Here is a 20,405-nt window from a genome sequence, read left to right on the forward strand (position 1 = left end):
GGGCGCGAGCGCGTTCTCCTACCCGCTCATCTTCCTGCCGTTCCTCAGCTCGGCGTTCGTGCCCACCGCAACCATGCCCACCGTGGTGCGGGTGTTCGCCGACAACCAGCCCGTGACCTCGATCGTCAACGCCATCCGCAACCTGTTCGCACAGCAGCCGGTCGGCACCGACATCTGGATCGCCCTCGCCTGGTGCATCGGCATCCTCATCGTCGCCTACGTCTTCGCCATGAACACCTACCGCCGCAAGATCTCCTAGGGAGCAGCACGGTCGCCCTGTAGAGAACAGCGCTTCCTCGACTCGCTACCGTATAACAGTACCTGGTGCCACTGAGTACTAAGGGGAATGGAAGAGGACTCATTGTGGACAACCTGACGGAGATGCTGAAGGGCACGCTCGAGGGTTGCGTGCTCGAAATCATCGGCAGCGAGGAGACCTACGGGTATGCCATCACGCGTCGGCTGAACGAACTCGGCTTCGCCGACGTCGTCGAGGGGACGGTTTACACCATCCTGCTGCGGCTGGAGAAGAACGGGCTCGTCCAGGTGACGAAACGACCGTCCGAACAGGGCCCGCCGCGCAAGTTCTACGCCCTGAACGACGCGGGGCGCAAAGAACTCGCGACATTCTGGGCGAAATGGGAGTACATCACATCGCGGATCGACAAGCTCAAGGAGGGCGGGAGATGAACTTCTGGGAGACCATTACCGGCAGCGATCTCACCAGGGATTGGAAGGCGTTCGAAGCCCGTGCCGAGGCGTTGCCGGGCGACTACCGGGCGGCGTGGGGACAGATCATCGCCCACCTCTTTCCCTATGGGGACTTCACCGGCCGCAACCTGATGCCGATTCTCGATGGTGCTCTGGGGCTGCTCGAAGAGACGGCGTCCGATGGGCAGAGCATTCACGAGGTGCTGGGTGACGACATCCCCGGCTTCTGCGCGGCACTGGCCGGCGGGCAAGGGGCTCGGACCTATCGCGACCGGTGGCGCGAGCAGCTGAACAGGAACGTCGCTCGGAAACTGGGCCGGTTGGGAGGCTGAGGTGGGCATTCACGACATCATCGAGGGCAAGAAGCAGTGGCGGGCGCACATGGCGCGGTTCAAGGCGCTTCCGTCGGACTACCAGATCGTCTACAAGGAGATTCAGCGGTACTTCTTCAAGGTCGGGCCGGTCGGACTGGCTGACGGGTCCCTGCTCTCGGGGATCGTCGACTTCTTCGAGGAGGGCGTCGCCGCAGGCAAGGGAGTCCTGGAACTCATCGGCAACGACGTCGCCGCCTTCTGCGACGACCTGATCAAGGACTCGCGTACCTACTCGGACGTCTATCAGGAGTCCATCAGCGGGAAACCCGGTACGGCCGAGCAGTAACCCTTTCACCCCAAAACACCGGCGGACGCCTTGACCACTGGGATGTCGTTGTCGTGCCAGTACACGCTGCCCGACAGCCCTGACCTCACCCCCGGGCATCAGTCGACCCCGCCGGTCTCAAGGTCCACGCCGTGGCCTACACCAAGCAGCAGGCCGGCGTGAAGGATGGACGATCACGTTCCGGCCAGTCGTCGACGTGCCGGCGGGACATCACCTCGGCCCCGTGGCGGGCGAAGCACCTCGACATCCCGTGAAACACGTAGCCATCCCATGCGGCTGATCACAGGCGTTCGCACGTGCACGTCGCCCAGATCGGGTGTTTGTTCGCGAGCGTAGGCGCCGTCTGGTGCGTGGGGTCGCAGCCGGACTATGAGGTTCACATGATTCCCGGCATCAGTGCTCAGGTTTAGCGTCTGCCGCGGACGAATCCGAAGCCGCGTGAGATGGAGAACCACCATGCCCTACGTGAACGTAGGCACGGAGAACTCACTACCGATCGACATCTATTACGAGGACCACGGCGCGGGGACACCCGTGGTACTGAGCCACGGTTACCCGTTGAGCGGGAAGGCGTGGGAGAAGCAGGTTTCCGCGCTGATCAGCGCCGGGCACCGTGTGATCACCTATGACCGCCGGGGCTGGGGGAACTCGAGCCAGCCGGCCACCGGCTACGACTACGACACCTTCGCCGCCGACCTGAACGCCCTGATGGAGAAGCTGGACCTGCACCACGCCGTGCTCGTCGGCCACTCGATGGGCACGGGCGACGTGACCCACTACTTGGGCGTCTACGGCAGTGCCCGCGTGCGCAAGGCCGTACTGGTCTCGCCGATCCCGCCCTTCCTGCTGCAGACCGACGACAACCCCGAGGGCGCTCCGCAGGGCCTGTTCGACGGTTTCATCGAGACGGCCAAGGCCGACCGGCCACTGTGGCTGAAGCAGTTCCTCCAGAACTTCTACAACTACGACGTCTACGGCGGCACCCTCGTCAGCGAGCAGGAGTTCCAGTCGAGCTGGAACATCGCGGTCGCGGGCTCGCCGATCGCCGCGGTGGCGTGCATCCCGACCTGGCTGACCGACTTCAGGCCCGACGTGGCCAAGCTCGACGTGCCGATCCTGGTGATCACAGGTGACCAGGACCGGATCCTGCCCAAGGAGGTCGCCGGCGAGCGGCTGCGCGAGCTCGTCGACGGCCTCGAATACATCGTGATCGAAGGCGGGCCCCACGCGATCGCGTGGACCCACGCCGACCAGGTGAACACGGCCCTGCTCGACTTCCTCGCCTGATCACGTCTCATCCTCACACCGCATTGAAGAAAGGCAAGTCCATGCTCGTGCACCGGATCCGCTACGCCACGGCCGTCACGGCCGCGGCGGCGGCCACAGCGGTCCTGCTTCCCCTCGGACTGACGTCGGCGACCGCTGCGACCGCCACGACCACGGCCACCCACCGCGCGGCGAAACCCACGATCGTCCTCGTCCACGGCGCCTGGGCCGACGGATCGAGCTGGTCCGGCGAGGTCAGCCGCCTCCAGCACGACGGCTACACCGTCGCCGTCGCACCCAACCCGCTGCGGGGCCTGTCCAGCGACGCCGATTACCTGCGCGACTACCTGGCGGGCATCGACGGGCCGATCGTGCTCGTCGGCCACTCGTACGGCGGCGCCGTCATCACCAACGCCGCGACGGGCAACGCCAACGTCAAGGCCCTGGTCTACATCGACGCCTACCTCCCGGACGCGACCCAGACCGTCGCCGACCTCAGCGGCAAGGACTCCGCGCTCGCACCGGCGGTCACCAGCCCGACATCGGTCTTCACGCTCGTGAACTACCCGGGCGCACCGAAGGGCGTGTACGACACGTACGTACTGCCGGACGTGTTCGTCCGGGGCTTCGCCGGCGACCTGTCCCCCGCGACCGGCGCCCAGCTCGCGGCCTCCCAGCCCCCCACGTCCCTCATCGCACTCGGCGAGCCCTCCGGGACTCCGGCCTGGGAGACCATCCCCTCATGGGACCTGATCGGCACCAAAGACAAGATCATCCCGGAGGCGCAGCAGGTCGCCATGGCCAAGCACGCCGGCGCACGCACCCAGAAGTTCAACGCCTCCCACCTGGGCATCATCTCCCAGCCTGGCACCGTCACGAGCTTCATCGAGAAGGCGGCCTCCACCGAGGGCTGAGCGCCGGGCGGTGCGGGCACTCGACCGCACCGCCCCCCTCACGACTTCCTCAGCTTGAGCTGGCGGCGCGAGGTGACTCCGAGCTTCCTGAACACCTTCTTGAGGTGGTAGTCGACGGTGCTCGGGCTGATGAACAGCTGCGCGGCGATCTCCTGGTTCGTCGCGCGGCCGGCCGCCAGTGTGGCGATCTGCCTCTCCTGCGGCGTGAGGTCATCGGACGCGTTCGCGGACGCGCCGCGGCGCGTGCCGGCCGCGACCAGCTCGATCCGGCATCGATCCGCGAACGCCGCCGCGCCCATCCCTACGAACATGTCGTAGGCCATGCTCAGCCGCGCGCGGGCGTCGTTCCTGCGCCTGTGCCGGCGCAGCCACTCGCCGTAGAGCAGGTACGCGCGGGCCAGATCGGCCGTCATGCGCGTGCGCTCCAGGTGCTCCACCGCCAGCAGGTAGAAACGCTCCGCGTCGGCCGGCTCCGCCAAGAGCGCCTCCGACCTCGCGAGCAGCCCGAGCGCCCAGGGAGTGCCGGCCACCTCGGCCCTCGCCCTGAGACGCGACAACGCCGACTGCGCCTGGTCGCGCTCACCGCACCGGACACCGGCTTCGATGAGGTCGGGCAGGCGCTGATGAGCCAGATTCACCATGTCCAGCTCGCACAGGTGCCGGGCCGCCTCGAACGCGTCGCGGTAACGGCCACGCCCGAGCGCCTCGGAAGGGCCCGCGACCAACGGGACCCGCTCGTCGGCGGACTCGTCGGCGAAGCGGTCATCCCACACGGCCTGCGCGGCCGCGACCGCGAGCGTGCCGGGCGCCCGCTGGTCCGCGTGATCGGGCAGGGCGGCCAGGGCGGCATGGAGCACGGGCACGGCCTCGGCGTAGCCGATCGCGATGAGCGTGGCACAGCCTTCCAGCAACAGGTCGTCGGGCGTCGCCTCACCCTCCGGCGGCGGCGCGAGCGTGAGCGCCTCCTTCGCGATCTCGAGCGAAGTGACCTGGAGAGCGCCCTGCCGGACCGTGAAGACCATGTCCATGGCCTCAAGGAGTTTTTCCCGGCGACGCCGTACGTCGACGTGCTCGTAGGCGCGCGCGGTCGTCAGCAACAGCTCGGGAAGCCGGGCCGCCGAGCCGTCCGCCCGCATCTGGATCTTGCCGCGTATCTCCGCCGCGAGCGCGCGTGTGAGCGGATCCACCAGGGCCGACTCGGCCGAGTCGACCAGTGACCCCGCCTGGGAGAAGGCGCCGGCGGTCAGAGCCGCCTGCGCGGCGGCGACCAGGCGCCCTGCCCGGCGAGCGGGCTCGGGGGTCAGCTCGGCCGCGCGCATCCGAATGATGACCTCGGCGTCGCACCCGTCGCGTGACCTGGCCGTGCCGGCGGCGTCCTCAAGCGCCACGGCCAGCACCTCGTCCGGCCCCGTGGCCGCCTCGGCGAGATGCCAGGCGCGCCGGTCGGGGTCCCGGTCGGGATCGATGACGGCCGCGAGCACCTGGTGGACCCTCTGACGCTCACCACTGGACGCGCCGTAATAGACCGCCGAGCGGATCAGCGGGTGACGGAACCTCACCCGTGTGCCCGGCTCCAGGAGCTGTCGCGCCTCCGCGACCGCGCCCGCGTCCCACCCGAAGCCGAGCTCGGCCCCGGCGCGCCACAACACCGCGGGGTCGCCCGTCTGCTCGGCGGCGACCGTCAGCAACATCGTCTGCGTGCTCGCCGGCAGGTCGCGGATCTCGCGGACGAACCGCGCCCCGAGCCTCTGGCCGATCGGAAGCGGGTCAGGCAACCGGGCCGCACCGGTCAGGTGCCCGGGATCCAGCTCATGGGCGAGCTCGATGAGGGCCAGCGGGTTGCCGCCTGTCTCGGCGACGATTCTCTCGCTGATCCGGTCGTCCGGCCTGCCGGGCGTCGCCGAGGCCAGCAGTTCGGCCGCCGCGTGCGGCGCGAGCCCCCGGACCTCGCGGTCGGGAAGCCCGGTCAGCGGCAGGATCCGGGTGGTGGGCTCGCGGACCGCGAACAGCATGGTGAGACGCTCGGTCTGGAGACGGCGTGCCACGAACGCCAGCACCTGCGCCGACTCCTGATCGAGCCACTGCGCGTCGTCGACGACGCACAGCAGGGGCTCCCCGGCGGCGTCGGCCAGCAAGCTCAGTGCGCCCAGCCCGACGAGGAAGCGCTCGGGCTCCTCGCTCTGACGAAGGCCGAAGACAGCGGCCAGGGCCGATCGTTGCGGGGGCGGCAGGTCCGGCAGGCGGCCGAGGAAGGGCAGCAGGAGCTGGTGCAGTGCCGCGAAGCCGATCTCCGTCTCCGATTCGATGCCCGCGACCCGCACCACCCGGGCGCCGCGCGCCTCCCGTACGGCGTGGTCAAGGAGCGCCGTCTTCCCGATCCCCGCCTGCCCCCTGAGCACGAGGGCGCCGCCGGCCCCTTCACGGGCGGCCGTGAGCAGGCCCTCCACCTGCGCGCGTTCCTCCTCACGACCCAGGAGCAAGGCTGCCTCGCTGAGTTCGGGTGCTCATGGACGGACATCCGCTCCTTTCACAGGACCAGGCTGCGTGGCCTGACCAGTCTCCCGAGCGGGGTCCGCGAGCGGTATCCGAAGCATGACTGCACCCCCGGCCAGGCCCCCCTCCCGTGCCGGGTTACAGTCCAATTTGTCCTGTCCGCAGACCCGAACGGAAAGCCCAGCCAGCATGTCCGTACGCACGTCGTCGCTGCTCATCGGCCGGGATACCGAACTTCACCGGCTCATCGGCCTGCTCGACTCGCCATCGAGCCAGGCGCTGGCGCTCCTCGGCGAAGCAGGCATCGGCAAGACCAGCCTCCTGTCGCGGTTCGTCGAACAGGCCCGGGAGAAGAAGGTGAACGTCCTGTCGGTCGTGGGCGACCAGTCCGAGACCCAGCTCGCGTTCGCCGGACTCCACCAACTGCTGAACCCGATCCTCAGCTCGTCCGGCTCCCCCGTGGCCGACCTGACGCCACCTCATCGGAACGCGCTGCTGGCCGCCTTCGGCCTGGCGCAGGAGTTCACGGCTCCCGACCGCCTGTTGATCGGCATAGCGACTGTGACGTTGCTCATCAAGGTCGCGGAGCGGTCCCCGCTGCTCCTCGTCGTCGACGACGCCCAGTGGCTCGACTACAACTCACGCGAGGTTCTCGCCTTCGTCGGGAGACGCCTGAGGAACGAGCGGATCGTGATGGTGGTGAGCACCCGGGAACAGACACCGCCATCGCCGTTCGGCCACGACGTCGCCCATTTGCGGCTGGAGCCGCTCACCGAAACAGACGCCAACCGGTTGCTCGACGCGCAGCCGCACCCCCCTCGCGGCCTGGCTCGGTCGACCGTCCTCGCCCAGGCGCAGGGCAACCCGATGGCCTTGGTCGAGCTGAGCAGGGCGATCGCGACGGACAGAACATGGGGCGGATACCGGCTCGAAGACCCGCTTCCGCTGAGTGAGCGCCTGGAGCGTCTGTTCGGTGAACGGGTGAGCGCCCTGCCGCAGGCCTGCCGTACGGCCTTGTTGATCGCCGCGGCGGCCGGCCCGTCCGAGCTGCCGGAGGCGGCCGGCGCCGGCCTTCCCGGCCTGGAGGCGCAGATCTGGCAACCCGCCGAGGACGCCGGCCTGATCACGGTGAGCGCCGCCGGAGTGGCCTTCTCACACCCTCTGGTGCGCTCGGCCGTCTACCACGCCGCGTCGTTCGCCGATCGCGCGGACGCCCATCGCCGGCTGGCCGGCGTCCTGACACGGCAGCCGGATCGCCGGGCCTGGCATCTGGCGAGGGCGACACTCCATCCCGACGAGAGTGTGGCCTTGCTCCTGGAGGAGACAGCGGCCGAGGCTCTGCGACGCGGCGGCTGCGTGTCCGCCGCCCTAGCCATGGAACGGGCGGCGGAGCTCAGTCCGGACCCCGAGGACCGGTCACGACGGCTCGTCATCGCGGCCGACTACGCCACAACCACGGGACAGGCCACATGGGTGCGTGACCTCGCGACCCGGGCATCGGCCGCCACGTCCGACCCCACGTTGAGGGCGCAGGCGAACCGGGCGATCGGGTGGGCGCTTGCCTGGACCAAACATCAGGCCGAGGCGCTCAGAACGCTCGTCACGCTCGGCGAGGGGACGGCGGCGTGGGCCCCGCTCATAGCCTGGAGCACCCTGGGGCCGGCGGCGAGCGTCGCCTACCACTTGGGAGCGCCCGCCGGACGGACCGCGGTGCGTCAGGTGGTGGACCGGCTCTCCCCGCGGGAGGCCGCGATCCACCCCGGTGCCCCGGACTGGGCGGACGCCGTCAGGCTGTTCACGCACACGGCGACCAGCCCCTACCAGGGACGGGCGGCGGCCTTGGCCGACATTCGCCGGATCACCGAGCGCGAGCTCGACATCCTCGGCCTGTCGACGGCAGGCCCGGCTGCCTGGGTGCTCGACGAGTCGGATCTGGCGGTGCGCATTCTCCGGGTGGCGCGTGAGAGGCTCCGCAAACTCGGCATCCAGGGTGCCGGCGGCACCATGGTCATGGGGCTCTCGGAGGCGCGCGAGAGGCTCCACAAGTCCGGTATCCAGGGGGCCAGCGGCGCCATGATGATGGGGCTCGCCTGGGCCTGCCTCGACACCGCCCGATGGGACGAGGCACTGGACGCGTGTGCGGAGGCGTCCGAACTGGCCGCGGCCTACGGGATGGAGATCGTCACCGCGGGGGTCAGCCTCACCGCCGCCACGCTGGCGGCCCTTCGCGGCGACACGCTCCGCGCGCGCGACCTCGTCGCCACGGCGGTCGCCGCCGTGGACCCGGCCGACGTCCCGTTCATCGCGGCGCGAGAACGCCGGGTGACGGGGCTGATCGCTCTGGTCGAGGGACGCTTCGAGGCGGCCTGCACCATCCTCCGCCAGGCCCTCGGCGACGACGGCGTCCCGCTCCACTACCACGCCTCATATTTCGCGCTCGTGGACTTCGCCTCCGCCGCGGTCCGTACGGACCAGGTCGACGAGTGCAGAGCGATCGCGGAACACGCGGTGAGCCAGGTGGACGGGGACATGTCGCCACGTCTCGAGCAGTTGGTCGCGCACACGCGCGCGTTGTTGTCCGGGCGCGACCAGGCCGAAGAGCACTACACCCGCGCGCTCGCCGACCCCGCGGGTGAGCAGTGGCCTTTCGAACGAGCTTCCCTGCGGCTGGACTACGCCGAATGGCTGCGGCGACGGCGGCGGATCAACGAGGCCAAACCTCTGCTGATCTCAGCCGTGGAGGTGTTCCGGCGCATCGGAGCGAAGCCCTACGCCCAACGGGCCGAAACCGAGCTCCGCGCCTCCGGAGTCACCCTCCCCGGAGCCGCCACGTCAGACGGCCTGGCGCAGCTCACCCCGCAACAACGCGAGATCGTCCGCCTCGCCGCCCAGGGACTGACCAACCGCGAGATCGCCGAACGGCTCAGTCTCTCGCCCCGGACCGTCGGCTCCCACCTCTACCGGTCCTTCCCCCTCCTCGGGGTCACCGCCCGCCACCAGATCCGGGACGTCCTTGGCTCCGACGCCGGGTAACCGCCGTGGAGGAGCTGGATCACAAGTCAGCCCTTCCGGATGTCGTGTCTCCTGAGCGGGGATCTGTCGCCGACAAGCCACAGATGGCCGAACGGGTCGATGAAGCCGCCCTGGCGGTGAACGCCCCATGGCGCCTCGTGATCGCGGATCTCGTCGACACCGCCGTCCGCTCCCGCCGCGACGGCGCGCTCGATGAAGCTGTCGGGATCATCCACGAAGACCTCGACGCGTACCGTTCTGGAGCCAAGGACGGCAGGGGTGTCCCATTTGTTGTTCGCAGGTTCACCGAGAAAGAACGGGGCGCCCTCGACGGTAAGTCCCACCACGCCGCCAAGGTTCCACAGCTCGTCGGCCCCGAGCGCCTGGGCGTACCATCGCGCCGCGGCTGAGGCGTCAGGCACGGCGAGCATCAGCGAAATCACGGGAGGGTGGGCGTCGGCTGCCATCGGGTTTCCTGCCTTTTGTCGGGGAAGGCGCCCTGATCGCGCCCGTTGAGTCTGACACGGTTCCGACTCCCCCGAGCGCCTTTCGCTCCGCTGGCGTCAGGTGTCGTAGGAGCCATCCCAGGGCTCGTAGAACCCGATGTGGTTGGGGTAGTACTCGACGTGGCCGTCGCCGTCTTCGGCTTTGTCCGTCTCGTCTACGAGACCGAAGATGCAGTCGTGGGCGTCGACGCGGAAGAGACGAACGGCGATGTCCCGGTACTCGACGTCCTGCAAGCGGGCCAGCATCCGTTGCAACGCCTGTTCTGCCTCGGCACCGTCCACGAACGGACTGATCTCAGAGCCGAGGTGCCGGCCATCGCGGTCGAACAGGTGAAGGATCGCGAACCATGGCCCCGGCATCGGCTCACCATTCTCATCACGCCAGGGCCACTCGCCCACCTCTTCGTGAACCCCGACCGGCCATCCCCTGCACACCCCTCCGAAGAACAAGCCTCCAGCGTGAGCGCCGATGGTGTCGGTGTGGTAGTCGGGCTCGTACGAGATGGGGATCAGCTCAGGTACCGGCATGGCAGCGACAGTAACCCCAGCCGATGACATTTCCCGGCAGGACGCGCGCCCGACGTGCTGACGGCGACTGACGGCTACGTCGCCGAACACGGCCGGACGCGACTGGACTCGAGTTCAAGCGAAAATGTCCTCGCGTCCAATCAGTTGGTGTACCGGCTTCGTCCAACTCGAAGGCAACTGTTCTGGGAACTGGTGACGCCCCCCGTCACCATGCTTGCCGCTGCCGGCTTGATCAGGCTGTTTGGTGTGCCGCTAGACCTCAGAATGGCGATCCCGCTCAGCCTGACCTACACCTCACACTCGATGCCGCGTATCGCAGCACGTCGCCATGCGGCCCACCTCGTCGAACTCCACGAGGGGCGTATCGTCGTATCGGTCCGCGACAAGACATACGAAATCCCATTTGGGACTCTGCGCTCCGTCCGTATCAAGCGATTGACCCGCAACCGCAGCTTGCGTCCCGCCAACCGCTCAACCGACAAGACCCTTCGGCGTTACGGAGCGCAACTTGCCGAATCGAACTCATAGAAATCACGGGGGTGGCACCGCGGGACGCCGTCCGGGCGAGCGGGCTGGGGATCGGTTCCGGCCGCCATCAGCTCGCGCCAACGCCGAGCCCTCTTGACCCAAATCTGGTTCACCGGATTAACATCCGACCCCATCATTCCGCCCCGAAGGCGGCCGCGGAGCGTCCAATACCCTGCTGTTCATCGGATGGGCACTCGTACTTTATGGAGGAGGTAGTGCCTGCGCCCTTCCCCGCCTTCCGCACGGATTTCAGGGGCTTGGGATCGGTCTCATCGGCTTGGGCTTTATGGCCTCGGGTGTGCTCCTAAGACTTCATCAGCTCATCGACCGTCTTTCACCAGGTATCCCACCGCCGCCGACCGCTCCACCACCCGGACGTACGGTCCCCGGCCCGGGCCCTTCTCAGTGACCGACAACGCCACTATCTCGGGGTAGTGCTCGACTCCGAGACCGAGGGCGCCTACGGCGTCGCTTCCCGCTCAGCTTCACGACCCTCTACACGGGTGTTGGCGTGGCCTGCCCGTCGGTCAGCTGGATACGACACAAACGGGGCGAGCCGGTTTCGACGAGTGTGGACCCGCATGTCACGGCGCGGAGCGTGGCTTCCTCGCCGCCCTTCTGGCTCGCTGTCCGTGTTCCGGCCGGGACGTCACACTTCCTCTCCGAAGGTTCTCTTAGGAGGCATGACCGTTCCCGTTCCCGTTCCCGTTCCCGTACGCGTACAGCGAGCGAGCCGTCGTCCAGCGGCTCGTCTCCGCGGTTGAGCCCTCGATGCCGACCGCCTATGTCGTCACCGCTCTGGTGACCATCGCCTTCAACACGTTCTCCGGATTCGCGGCCATGACCCGGTTCGCGCCGATCATGCGTACCCTCGGTCCCGCGCTCGCCCGAGCCGGCGTGCCCGAATCGTGGCTGGTTTGGCCGATCGGCGCGCTGAAGGCCCTGGGCGCGCTGGGACTCACGCTGGGGCTGCTCGGCGTGCCCCTCCTCGGGACCGCCGCCGCCGCGGGCCTCGTCTTCTACTTCGTCTGCGCCCTCTACACCCATCTGCGCGTCGGCGACTTCTCACCCCAGTTCTACCTGGCGATCGTGTTCCTCGGCCTGGCGGTCGCCACACTGGCGCTCGATCCCGCCCTCGTGCTGCGCGAGTATCCGTACCGGCAAGGAGTCGCATGATGTGTGAAACCCCCGCCGCCGACGCCTCCGAGGTGTTCGCCGGCCACCGCGAGTTGTTGTTCTCCATCGTCTACAACATGCTCGGCACCGTCGGCGACACCGAGGACGTGCTTCAGGAGACCTGGCTGGCGTGGGCGGCACGAGATGTGGCCGGCATCGGCAACCCCCGTGCGTACCTGGTGCGCGTCGCCGTCAATCAGGCCCTCGCCCACCAGAGCGCGTTGCGCCGGCGCAAGGAGACCTACCTCGGCCCGTGGCTGCCGGAACCGCTGGTCGCCGACCCCGACGCCGCGGAGCCCGCCGTACGGGCGGAGTCGGTGTCGATCGCGCTGCTGGTGGTCCTGGAGACGCTCACCCCGCTGGAGCGGGCCGTGTTCGTCCTGCACGAGGTGTTCGCCTACCAGCACACCGAGATCGCCGCCATGCTGGACCGCAGCCCGGCCGCGATCCGGCAGATCGCCCACCGGGCACGCGAACACGTACAGGCGCGGCGCCCGCGCGCCCGGGTCGACCGGCGTACGCACCGGGAGGTGACGGAGCGCTTCGTCGAGGCGGCGTTCGGCGGCGACCTGCCCGCGCTGATGGAGATGCTCGCGCCCGACGTCGTCCTGTGGCCCGACGGCGGAGGCAAATCGGCGGCGGGTGGACCGCGTCCGATCCGCGGCCGCGACAAGGTCGCCCGGTTGGTCGCGGCCAACGCACGCGGCGGCGTGGACGTCCGGTACCACCACGTCAACGGCGACCCCTCGGTGCTGATCTTCACAGAGGGCGCACCCCTCGCGGTGATGGTGCTCGACCTTGATGCCGGCGGGGAGCAGGTACGCAACATCTACGTGGTCAGCAATCCCGACAAGCTCGGATCCGTCCCCGGCCACGCCGCGGGATGAGGTCCGGAGACCCGAGCAGCGGCCCGCGTCGCAAGGCCGCCACCCCCCGAATTCACCACGGCACTCGCCATCGCCGGCGATGACCAGATCCGAGCCGTGGCACACCCCTGGTCGCAGACAGAGGAGTTCTGGGGCAACGCAGACCCGGCGGAACTCAGCGAGGTACTTCACGAGTTGCGTGACCTGGCGGTGCGAGCCAGGCAGCACGAACATCACCTGTACTGCTGGATGTCTCTCTGAACACCACAGCAGACCTGAGTTACGAGCAGGCCTCCGGCGGGAGCGCTCCGGCTCCGGGTGATCGTCAAGAGCTGCTCATCGTCGCCGGTCTATAGATAGGTGAGGTACGACCTGATCAGGTCGGTGGCGGTGTGCCCGGTCGCGCAGGGATGTCACCTGCGGCTACCTGCGTAGCCCAGGAACGCAGCCAATCGATCGCCGTGGACAGGCGGGCATCGTCACGCCCAACCCCATACCGTTCCGGCCGCGCCGCTCGGGGCTGTTCAGCCGACGCCGACGGTCTGGCGCTCGGGCTCGATCACGATCACGATCCGCTCCTGCCCTCGGGGGTAGGGCACACCGGCGTACTTCATGGCGAGCTGGTCGATGATCTCCCAGGCCGCGTCGCCCTCGATCCATTCGACGGCCTTCCCGCGGACGACAACGGGCTCGAACGGGTTGTCCACGGGCGCGATGGACAGCGCCAGCCGGGGGTCGCGGCGCAGGTTGCGAGCTTTGCGCACATCCGGGCCGGTGAAGAACACGATCCGGTCGCCCAGGGTGCCGATGTAGACGGGAGCCGAGTGGGGCGAGCCGTCCGGGAGGACGGTGGCGAGGTGCGCGATCGACGTGCCGTCGAGGACGCGGCGTACGGCGGGGTCGAGCATGGGTGTACTCCTTCAGCGGGGGGTGTCAGCGGGCGGTACTCCGAGGTCCATGCGGGTGGTGTGGGCGCCGATCATGCCCAGCCCTCCGGTGACGAGGGTCACCGGGCCACCTCGTAGTGGAGGTGGGTCACGCCGGGGGCCGGGACGGCCTCCAGCAGACGGAGGCGCACGTGCTTCGGGAGCTCCTGGAAGAACCTGCGACCGCCGCCCAGCAGAACGGGCACCTGGTGGAGGACCACCTCGTCGACGAGGCCCGCGTGCAGCGCGGACGTCACCACGCCGCCGCCCATGAGGGCGACGTCCTTGCCCCCCGCGGCCTCGCGTGCCGCGGAGATCGCGTCCTCGATGCCGGTGGTGATCAGGGTCTGCGTCGCGCTGATCTCGGGCGCCGGACGATGGCTGACGACGAACAGCGGGGCCGCCGGGTGCGGGCTGCCGCCTGCGAAACGGTCGGAGTCCTCGTATGTGTTGCGCCCTGCCACGACCGCGCCCACCCGGGCGGCGAGGGTGTCGAAGACTCGGGCACTGGGGCCGCTCAGCCTGAATCCGCCGGACACCCGGCTGGGCGTGTCGCCGTCGAAGTACCAGTCGAACAGCGTCGTTCCGTCGCCCAGGCCACGCCCGGCGCCCGGGTCGCGCCCGGTGATGTATCCGTCCACCGACACCGCGAGGGCGCTGAAGACCTTGCTCATCGTGCCGACTCCTTTTGGGGTTCCTTGAAGAGACTCTGTGACCATAACAGTCGGAGTTCCCTGAGGGAACCCCAATTGCTAGACTGCTCTCATGCAACGCACGAAGTTCGGGGAGATGGCCTGCTCGATCGCGCGCACCCTCGACGTGATCGGGGAGCCGTGGTCACCGCTGATCCTGCGTGACGTGTGGGTCGGCATGCGCCGGTTCGACCAGCTCCAGGCCGACCTCGGGATCTCGCGCAAGGTGCTGACCGAGCGGCTCAGCCACCTCGTGGACCAGGGCGTGCTCGAGCGCCGCCCCTACGACCAGCGGCCGCGCTACGAGTACCACCTGACGGCCAAGGGCACCGAGCTGGTCGACCTGCTCATGGTCATGGCCGCCTGGGGGGACCGGTGGCTCGCGGGAGAGGCCGGGCCGCCCGTGCTCTACCGCCATCACGCGTGCGGGGAGATCAGTCATGTCGACCTGCGCTGCGCCCACTGCGGTGAGCCGATGCACGCGGGCGACGTCGACCCGCTGCCAGGCCCCGGCGCGGCCGTCTGACCAAACCCGCCCAGACCCACACGGGATCGGCGCTACGACGGACCCTCGGCCGGTTCCGTCCGGTAGATGTCGGCCGCGTCGGGCACCGTGGACACGCCCAGTTCCTCCGCCAGACTCGACAACGCCGAAGCCGCGACGCGCGGATCATGGCGACCGTCGATGGTGAAGTACGGTGCGACGTAGCGCTCGTAGTGCCGGCGGGCCTCCGTCTCGCTGAGGCTCGGTATGAGGGCGTTGACGTACCGCACAGCGAGATCCGGCTCGTCGCGGATGGTGCGCAGGGCCCGGCGGTTGGCCCGTACGAGGGCCTGGACCGCCGGGTCGTCCACCGGTGTGTGGGTGGGGTCCACGGCGATCCCCACGGTGGGCGTCCTGAAGTGGTCCCCGACGAAGGCCATCAGCCGCAGCCCGTTCTCCCGGACCGTGACCTCGGGGGCCAGGGTGCTGCCGACGAAGGCCGCGTCCAGGGAGCCCTCGGCGAGCCGGCGGAGGTGGCGGCCGTAGTCGCCGGGTGTCATGACGACCGGCCGGACGTCACGGTCCGGATCGAGCCCGTGTTTCCTGAGCACGATCCGGGAGAGGCACCCGGGTGCGGTCCCCGGCGGGTGGATGCCGATCCTTCGGCCCCTCAGCTCCTCGACCGACGCGTAGACGTCCCGGGCGAGCAGCCAGAACAGCGGGCGGTGGGTGTTCACGCACAGGACCGTCCACGGGACGCCGTCGGTGATGCGCGACAGCACCGCCCGGGCCAGGCCGATCGTGGCGGTCCGCCGGACCCGTTCGCCGTCCCAGGCGCATCCGTCGCGCAGGGCGACGTGGACCCCCTCCTGCTCGTAGTAGTTCTGCTGGTCGGCGACATAGGCGACCAGTTCCTCGTGGATTCCCCGCCCGACGAAGGTCAGGTCGATGATGTGCACTGCGAGGACTCCCTCCGGGGCTACGTCAGTCCATCCGCCTGGGCACAGCAGCAGGATAGGAAACCGCAGCTCAACGCCGCCCGGCGCATCCCGCCGGCCCCTGATCGACGGCCTTCGCACCACGACCGACGGGAGGCCCCCGTGCGCCCGTCGCGTCGATCTCGATCCCGGGGTGGCGGAACACCTCTTTCCCCGAGCCTTGTCAAGATTTTGCCCGCACCATTCGTACGGCCCCCATGGGCGGGCGTTGACGCGGACGGGCAGGGAAGACATCAACGATGTCGCCGGCCCGCATTCGGCTTTCCGCCGAGAGCGCTCGAGAGCGCGGAGAGCCGCCGGGAGGTCGAGCCCGATGCTGGATCTGACGTTGGACGAGAACGAGGACATTTACAAACGCGTGCTCTTCTTCCTGATGGACAACCCCGGCGAGTGGCGTCAGCGCTCGATCGAGCACATAGAGCTGTCCAGCGCTCTGTGGTCCGAGCGGGAGCGGGAAATCGACGTGAAGCCGCTGAAAGCCGTGCTGGCCGATTTCGGGGTGACCGGCGACGATTCGGTGCGACTGGTGCTCCCGATTACCCTTCTGCCCAAGATCCCGCTGATCGATCTCTCGATCACCGTCGCCGGGACACCGGTGTACCGCGTTTCCGGCGGTCTGGCCGGTGAGCTGCAGGCCGAGTACATCCTTCATCTCGTCGAGGAGGCGGGCGTCGCGCCGGGCCGTACGTCCGAGGGGCGCGACGCGGAGGCGGAGCTCGGAGAGCTGCGGGAGTTCCTCGCGGAGATGTTCGGGCTCGCCCCGGGCCCGTGGATAGGCTTCCTCGCCCGGACCGGGAAATACGGCCAACGACGGATCAGAAAATACCGGCACAAGCTCGGGAACGCGTGCGCGTACTTCTTCACCGAGTGGCCGCGGCTGTACAGATACCTGTTGGACGGCCTCAAGGACTGCGAACTGCACTGGTACCTGACGTACGACATGTACCGGACCTGGTGCGGAAAGGCGGCGGACATTCGCAGGATCGTCAGGACGGAGGTCGCGCCGCACAATGAGAGCGTCGCGGAGAATCCGCTCATCGCATTGCCGAGTTTCGTCAAGCACGGCGGCCTGTCACGTGCGGTGAAGACCGCCGCGGATCCGGGCAAGACCTTCGAGGAGAAGTGCCGGAGCCTGGAAGACGAGGTGAACGTCCTGCTCGAAAACCTTCGCACGGTGCTGGACGAGGCGGTGCGGAAGGCGGCGGACATCGAGACGACCACCTTCTGGTCACGCAGGCGCGCCCAGTGGAGCCTCGTCGAACGGCGGCTGCGGGCGAGACCCCGGCAGCCACGATGTGAGGAGCCGCACGTCTCCGCGTCGCCCCCCGGCGAGAGGCCCTCGGCGCGCACCGCCGACGGCGAAGCGCGTGGCGCCGACCGGAGAGCGCGCACCGCCGACCCCGGAGCGCGTGGCGCCTGCCGCGGAACGCGTGCCGCCGACCGGAGAGCGTGCACCGCCGACCCCGGAGCGCGTGCCGCGGCCCGCAGGCTCGTCGCCACCTACGCGGGGTACGGACGTCGCTGGGAGCTGTTCGCGGAGTGTGTCGTGCCCCTCGACGACTCGTTCATCATCACGATGTCCGATCGGCGGGCGATCTACTTCTCGCACCCGCGCAAGGGCGGACGGGAGCTGCAGAAACCGTGGTTCAGCAGCTCCACCGCCTGGGAGTGGGTGATGTTCAAGGACGCCGTGTCGAGCCACCTCAACATCAGGGTCACCGACACCAGCGTCGAGCTCGGCAAGTGCGAACTCCACGGGGAAAGCCGCAACCTCACAGAACGCGCGGTCGTCGACCATCTCTACAACACCGACGAGCTGTTCTCGGCCTACTCCGGCAGCAGGAGACGCCCCGAGCGCGTCTGGGTCAAATGCCCGCTCCGGCCCGCGCACTTCATCCGCCGGGCACACTGGCTGGTCATCGCGGGAACGGCGGCGGCGCTGCTCACCCTCCTCCGGCTCGTGGACCTGTCGTGGTCGTGGCCGGCGCCGGCCGTCTGGTGGTGGCCGCCGTCATGGTGGCCTCCACTCGTGGTGCGGCGGGACATTCCCGGGCAGTTCCTGTCCCTGCTCCTGTTGCCGACGACCTTCGCTGTGTCGCTGCTTCTCGTCCGGGAGTCCTCGACGTTGAGCGGCCACGCCACGAGGCGGAGGAAGGTGCTCCTCCTGCTGTTCTTCGCCGTTCTGTGGGGTCTGGCGCTCTGGCTGCTGGCCACGGGACATGTCGTGCATCCACACGAACCGGGGGCACTGGTCAGCCCACGAGGCGCAGCGCCTCAGGCGTGAGGTCCTTGAGAGCGGGGTACCCGTCGACCGCCATGATGAGCTCCGCTTCGGCCAGCATGGAGCGCAGCACGTGCACGACGCCCTCCACCCCGCCCAACGCCAGCCCGTACGCGTACGGGCGGCCGACGCCCACCGCGGTGGCGCCCATCGCCAGCGCCTTGATGACGTCGGCCCCGCTGCGCACACCCGAGTCGAACAGGACCGGCAGCCCGTCGGCGGCCTCGATCACGTCCGGCAGGCACTCCAAGGTGGGCAGTCCCCCGTTGGCCTGCCGTCCGCCGTGGTTGGAGCAGTAGATGGCGTCGGCGCCGTGGTCCTTGGCGCGGCGGACGTCGTCGGGGTGGCAGATGCCCTTGAGCATCAGCGGCAGCCTGGTCTGCGACCTCAGCCAGTCGAGGTCGTCCCACCTGAACGGTCCTCCGAAGATGGGCAGCTCGCGCACGGCCGCCTCGGTGGCGTCCTCGCCGGGTCGCAGTCCCCGGCGGAACACGGGGTCGCTGGTGTAGTTGCTGAGGCATCCGCTCGGCACCTGCGGGTAGTTCGAGCCGCGCAGGTCCCGCGGCCGCCAGCCGGTGACCCAGGTGTCGAGGGTGACGGCGATGCCCCTGAAACCCGCCGCCTCGGCGCGGTGCACCAGGCTCGCGGCCAGGTCGCGGTCGGACGGCGTGTAGAGCTGGAAGAAGGCGGGAGTGCCGCCGAGCGCCGCGGCCACGTCCTCCATCGGATCGGCCGACAGGGTCCCCGCGAAGAACGGGACGCCCGTACGGACGGAGGCCCGCGCGCACGCGAGGTCGCCGTGTCCGTCCTGGGCGCACACCCCGATCACCCCGATGGGCGCCATGAACACCGGCGCGGGCAGCGTCATCCCGAACAGCTCGATCGACATGTCGCGCGTGGCCGGAGCGACGAGCATGCGCGGATACAGGCCCCACCGCCTGAACGCCTCGCAGTTGGCCCGCTGGGTGTGCTCGTCGCCGGCGCCGCCGGCCACATACCCCCAGACCTTCGGCGGCATCGCGGCCGACGCCCTCTCCTCCAGCTCCGCGAACGTCATCGGGTACTGCGGCTGATGGCCGGTCTGCCCCTGGGCGTACAGCTCATTCTGGTACTCCGCGAAACTCACACGTGCGCAGTACCCGCTCGGGCGATGCGCCACCGAGTCCCGCGGCCAAGCGACGGCCACGTACGCGGAAAGGCCCGGCGTGACAGGGACGCCGGCGCTAACCGGGAAGCCACATCGGGCCCTCACCCCAGATGGCGTGCCACAGCAGCGCCAGCGCCCACCAGACGCCGGCGCCGATCGCGGCGCCCAGGACGAGCGTCACCACGACCAGCCGCAGCAGGGAGACCCACCGGGGCGGGATCGGGCGTGGGGAGGCCGCCATGAGCCGATCCTTGGCCGCCCGCCGCTCGTCGGTCAAGGCATCGCTCCCCGCCAGGTGCGGACGTACCGCGCGCGGAGTAGCGCCGCCCCCGCCGGGGTCTCCCGATGGCGTACGGCAGAACCGGCCCTGCGGGGGATCCGCGCGAGCCCCCTGCCGGAGATCGTGGAGGACATGGACAGGGAGGCGGGCATGACGATGCGCTATCCGGACCTTCTGGGCAAGGTCGCTGTGGTCACCGGCGGATCCGGCGGCATCGGGAGTGAGACCGCCCGGGTCCTGGCCGCGCAGGGCATGGGGGTGGTGGTCAACGGGCGGGACTCCGGCGCCGTCGACGCCGTCGTGAAGAGCGTCGAGGGTACGGCGATCGGCCTGGCCGCGGACACCACCGACTTCGCGGCCGCCGAGGCGATGCGGATGGAGACGGAACGGCAGCTGGGCCCGGTCGACGTACTGGCGATCTTCGCCGGGGGCGGCACCGGGCGGCCGCGACCGATCGACGAGACGAGCGAGGAGGAATGGCATGCCACCCTGGACGCCAACCTGACCTCGGCGTTCCTCGTCGTCAAGAGCTTCCTGCCCGGCATGCGGGAGCGCGGCCGCGGCTCCGTCATCACGATGTCGTCGCTCGCCGCCCGCACGCCGACCCCCGCCTCGGCGGCCTACACGGCGGCCAAGGCCGGGGTCGTCGCGCTGACGCGGCAACTGGCGCACGAGCTCGGCCCGTACGGCATCCGGGTCAACTGCGTCGCCCCGTCGACGATCATGACGGATCGTCTCGAGGGGCGGATGCCGGAGGAGTTCAGGAATCGGGTGCTCGCCGAACATCCGCTCGGCCGTCTCGGAACCCCGCTCGATGTGGCCGAGGTGACGGCCTTCCTCGCCTCCGACGCGTCCTCCTGGCTGACGGGCCTCACGATCGACGTCGCCGGCGGCAGATGGACGCCGTGACCGGGCGACGGCCCGTCGGCCATGCGGG

21 protein-coding genes are annotated in these 20,405 nt (G+C 69.3%); 13 read left to right on the top strand and 8 right to left on the bottom strand.

From position 1 onward, the window contains the following. The 6 genes from Mco01_RS19485 to Mco01_RS19510 form a co-directional block, all read left to right on the top strand. A partial coding sequence (locus Mco01_RS19485) for an ABC transporter permease (protein WP_204058330.1) occupies nt 1-259 on the top strand: 259 nt, incomplete at its 5' end. 104 nt (nt 260-363) lie between these two features. After that, nucleotides 364-690, top strand: coding sequence for a PadR family transcriptional regulator (locus tag Mco01_RS19490; RefSeq protein WP_204058331.1), 327 nt, complete (start codon nt 364-366; stop codon nt 688-690). Then, nucleotides 687-1,043 (top strand): DUF1048 domain-containing protein, encoded by a 357-nt coding sequence (locus Mco01_RS19495; RefSeq protein ID WP_204058332.1) that lies wholly within the window; start codon nt 687-689, stop codon nt 1,041-1,043. The genes Mco01_RS19490 and Mco01_RS19495 overlap by 4 nt, the downstream gene beginning before the upstream one ends. Before the next feature lies 1 nt (nt 1,044). Next, nucleotides 1,045-1,371 carry a DUF1048 domain-containing protein gene (locus Mco01_RS19500; RefSeq protein WP_204058333.1) on the top strand — a complete coding sequence of 109 codons (327 nt, stop codon included), beginning with the start codon at nt 1,045-1,047 and terminating at the stop codon, nt 1,369-1,371. 456 nt (nt 1,372-1,827) lie between these two features. After that, the gene (locus Mco01_RS19505) at nt 1,828-2,658 is read left to right on the top strand and encodes an alpha/beta fold hydrolase (RefSeq protein WP_204058334.1); all 831 of its coding nucleotides are present in this window, start codon (nt 1,828-1,830) and stop codon (nt 2,656-2,658) included. A gap of 41 nt (nt 2,659-2,699) precedes the next feature. Continuing rightward, nucleotides 2,700-3,551, top strand: coding sequence for an alpha/beta fold hydrolase (locus Mco01_RS19510; protein WP_204058335.1), 852 nt, complete (start codon nt 2,700-2,702; stop codon nt 3,549-3,551). A 38-nt stretch (nt 3,552-3,589) separates the two neighbouring features. Here Mco01_RS19510 and Mco01_RS19515 read toward each other — a convergent pair whose 3' ends face one another. Then, nucleotides 3,590-6,031, bottom strand: coding sequence for a helix-turn-helix transcriptional regulator (locus Mco01_RS19515; RefSeq protein WP_204058336.1), 2,442 nt, complete (start codon nt 6,029-6,031; stop codon nt 3,590-3,592). Nucleotides 6,032-6,233: 202 nt separating this feature from the next. On the opposite strand from Mco01_RS19515, the gene Mco01_RS19520 reads away from it, so the two are divergent. Next, nucleotides 6,234-9,077: a helix-turn-helix transcriptional regulator gene (locus Mco01_RS19520; protein ID WP_204058337.1), complete on the top strand. Its 2,844-nt coding sequence runs from the start codon at nt 6,234-6,236 to the stop codon at nt 9,075-9,077. A gap of 26 nt (nt 9,078-9,103) precedes the next feature. On the opposite strand, the gene Mco01_RS19525 is transcribed toward Mco01_RS19520, so the two are convergent. Beyond that, nucleotides 9,104-9,523 carry a VOC family protein gene (locus tag Mco01_RS19525; protein WP_204058338.1) on the bottom strand — a complete coding sequence of 140 codons (420 nt, stop codon included), beginning with the start codon at nt 9,521-9,523 and terminating at the stop codon, nt 9,104-9,106. A gap of 96 nt (nt 9,524-9,619) precedes the next feature. Beyond that, nucleotides 9,620-10,090: a hypothetical protein gene (locus Mco01_RS19530; protein WP_204058339.1), complete on the bottom strand. Its 471-nt coding sequence runs from the start codon at nt 10,088-10,090 to the stop codon at nt 9,620-9,622. Between the two features lie 54 nt (nt 10,091-10,144). Here Mco01_RS19530 and Mco01_RS19535 point away from each other — a divergent pair, with 54 nt between their 5' ends. The 3 genes from Mco01_RS19535 (at nt 10,145) to sigJ (ending at nt 12,681) form a co-directional block, all read left to right on the top strand. Next, nucleotides 10,145-10,618, top strand: coding sequence for a hypothetical protein (locus tag Mco01_RS19535; RefSeq protein WP_204058340.1), 474 nt, complete (start codon nt 10,145-10,147; stop codon nt 10,616-10,618). A gap of 771 nt (nt 10,619-11,389) precedes the next feature. Continuing rightward, nucleotides 11,390-11,794, top strand: a complete 405-nt coding sequence (locus Mco01_RS19540) for a DoxX family protein (RefSeq protein ID WP_204058341.1) — start codon at nt 11,390-11,392, stop codon at nt 11,792-11,794. Beyond that, the gene (sigJ, locus tag Mco01_RS19545; RefSeq protein WP_239103746.1) at nt 11,791-12,681 is read left to right on the top strand and encodes an RNA polymerase sigma factor SigJ; all 891 of its coding nucleotides are present in this window, start codon (nt 11,791-11,793) and stop codon (nt 12,679-12,681) included. The genes Mco01_RS19540 and sigJ overlap by 4 nt, the downstream gene beginning before the upstream one ends. 503 nt (nt 12,682-13,184) lie before the next feature. On the opposite strand, the gene Mco01_RS19550 is transcribed toward sigJ, so the two are convergent. Further along, the gene (locus tag Mco01_RS19550; protein ID WP_204058342.1) at nt 13,185-13,568 is read right to left on the bottom strand and encodes a PPOX class F420-dependent oxidoreductase; all 384 of its coding nucleotides are present in this window, start codon (nt 13,566-13,568) and stop codon (nt 13,185-13,187) included. 98 nt (nt 13,569-13,666) lie between these two features. After that, nucleotides 13,667-14,260 (bottom strand): dihydrofolate reductase family protein, encoded by a 594-nt coding sequence (locus Mco01_RS19555; protein ID WP_204058343.1) that lies wholly within the window; start codon nt 14,258-14,260, stop codon nt 13,667-13,669. 91 nt (nt 14,261-14,351) lie between these two features. Between Mco01_RS19555 and Mco01_RS19560 the strand changes: the two genes are divergently transcribed. Further along, nucleotides 14,352-14,804: a winged helix-turn-helix transcriptional regulator gene (locus Mco01_RS19560; protein WP_204058344.1), complete on the top strand. Its 453-nt coding sequence runs from the start codon at nt 14,352-14,354 to the stop codon at nt 14,802-14,804. Between the two features lie 32 nt (nt 14,805-14,836). Here the strand turns inward: Mco01_RS19560 and Mco01_RS19565 are convergent, their stop codons facing one another. Next, the gene (locus tag Mco01_RS19565; RefSeq protein WP_204058345.1) at nt 14,837-15,721 is read right to left on the bottom strand and encodes an ABC transporter substrate-binding protein; all 885 of its coding nucleotides are present in this window, start codon (nt 15,719-15,721) and stop codon (nt 14,837-14,839) included. A 352-nt stretch (nt 15,722-16,073) separates the two neighbouring features. Here Mco01_RS19565 and Mco01_RS19570 point away from each other — a divergent pair, with 352 nt between their 5' ends. Continuing rightward, on the top strand, nt 16,074-18,044 hold the full coding sequence (locus tag Mco01_RS19570) for a hypothetical protein (protein WP_204058346.1): 1,971 nt from the start codon (nt 16,074-16,076) through the stop codon (nt 18,042-18,044). Here Mco01_RS19570 and Mco01_RS19575 read toward each other — a convergent pair. Then, nucleotides 18,013-19,167 (bottom strand): alpha-hydroxy-acid oxidizing protein, encoded by a 1,155-nt coding sequence (locus Mco01_RS19575; RefSeq protein WP_239103747.1) that lies wholly within the window; start codon nt 19,165-19,167, stop codon nt 18,013-18,015. The two genes, Mco01_RS19570 and Mco01_RS19575, sit on opposite strands and share 32 nt — an antisense overlap. Nucleotides 19,168-19,264: 97 nt before the next feature. Then, a complete protein-coding gene (locus tag Mco01_RS19580) occupies nt 19,265-19,465 on the bottom strand; it encodes a hypothetical protein (protein ID WP_204058347.1) in 201 nt (66 codons plus the stop codon). Between the two features lie 135 nt (nt 19,466-19,600). On the opposite strand from Mco01_RS19580, the gene Mco01_RS19585 reads away from it, so the two are divergent. Beyond that, nucleotides 19,601-20,377: an SDR family NAD(P)-dependent oxidoreductase gene (locus Mco01_RS19585; RefSeq protein WP_204058348.1), complete on the top strand. Its 777-nt coding sequence runs from the start codon at nt 19,601-19,603 to the stop codon at nt 20,375-20,377. The last annotated feature ends 28 nt before the right edge of the window (nt 20,378-20,405 follow it).

The organism is Microbispora corallina (assembly GCF_016863035.1).
GTDB classification, from domain to species: Bacteria; Actinomycetota; Actinomycetes; order Streptosporangiales; family Streptosporangiaceae; genus Microbispora; species Microbispora corallina.

What these genes read in the sequence shown, in the direction of transcription:
- Mco01_RS19495 (WP_204058332.1), top strand. Translation starts at nt 687, where the DNA reads ATGAACTTCTGGGAGACCATTACCGGCAGCGATCTCACCAGGGATTGG.
- Mco01_RS19505 (WP_204058334.1), top strand. Translation starts at nt 1,828, where the DNA reads ATGCCCTACGTGAACGTAGGCACGGAGAACTCACTACCGATCGACATC.
- Mco01_RS19510 (WP_204058335.1), top strand. Translation starts at nt 2,700, where the DNA reads ATGCTCGTGCACCGGATCCGCTACGCCACGGCCGTCACGGCCGCGGCG.
- Mco01_RS19520 (WP_204058337.1), top strand. Translation starts at nt 6,234, where the DNA reads ATGTCCGTACGCACGTCGTCGCTGCTCATCGGCCGGGATACCGAACTT.
- Mco01_RS19525 (WP_204058338.1), bottom strand. Translation starts at nt 9,523, where the DNA reads ATGGCAGCCGACGCCCACCCTCCCGTGATTTCGCTGATGCTCGCCGTG.
- Mco01_RS19530 (WP_204058339.1), bottom strand. Translation starts at nt 10,090, where the DNA reads ATGCCGGTACCTGAGCTGATCCCCATCTCGTACGAGCCCGACTACCAC.
- Mco01_RS19540 (WP_204058341.1), top strand. Translation starts at nt 11,390, where the DNA reads ATGCCGACCGCCTATGTCGTCACCGCTCTGGTGACCATCGCCTTCAAC.
- sigJ (WP_239103746.1), top strand. Translation starts at nt 11,791, where the DNA reads ATGATGTGTGAAACCCCCGCCGCCGACGCCTCCGAGGTGTTCGCCGGC.
- Mco01_RS19550 (WP_204058342.1), bottom strand. Translation starts at nt 13,568, where the DNA reads ATGCTCGACCCCGCCGTACGCCGCGTCCTCGACGGCACGTCGATCGCG.
- Mco01_RS19555 (WP_204058343.1), bottom strand. Translation starts at nt 14,260, where the DNA reads ATGAGCAAGGTCTTCAGCGCCCTCGCGGTGTCGGTGGACGGATACATC.
- Mco01_RS19560 (WP_204058344.1), top strand. Translation starts at nt 14,352, where the DNA reads ATGCAACGCACGAAGTTCGGGGAGATGGCCTGCTCGATCGCGCGCACC.
- Mco01_RS19570 (WP_204058346.1), top strand. Translation starts at nt 16,074, where the DNA reads ATGCTGGATCTGACGTTGGACGAGAACGAGGACATTTACAAACGCGTG.
- Mco01_RS19585 (WP_204058348.1), top strand. Translation starts at nt 19,601, where the DNA reads ATGGACAGGGAGGCGGGCATGACGATGCGCTATCCGGACCTTCTGGGC.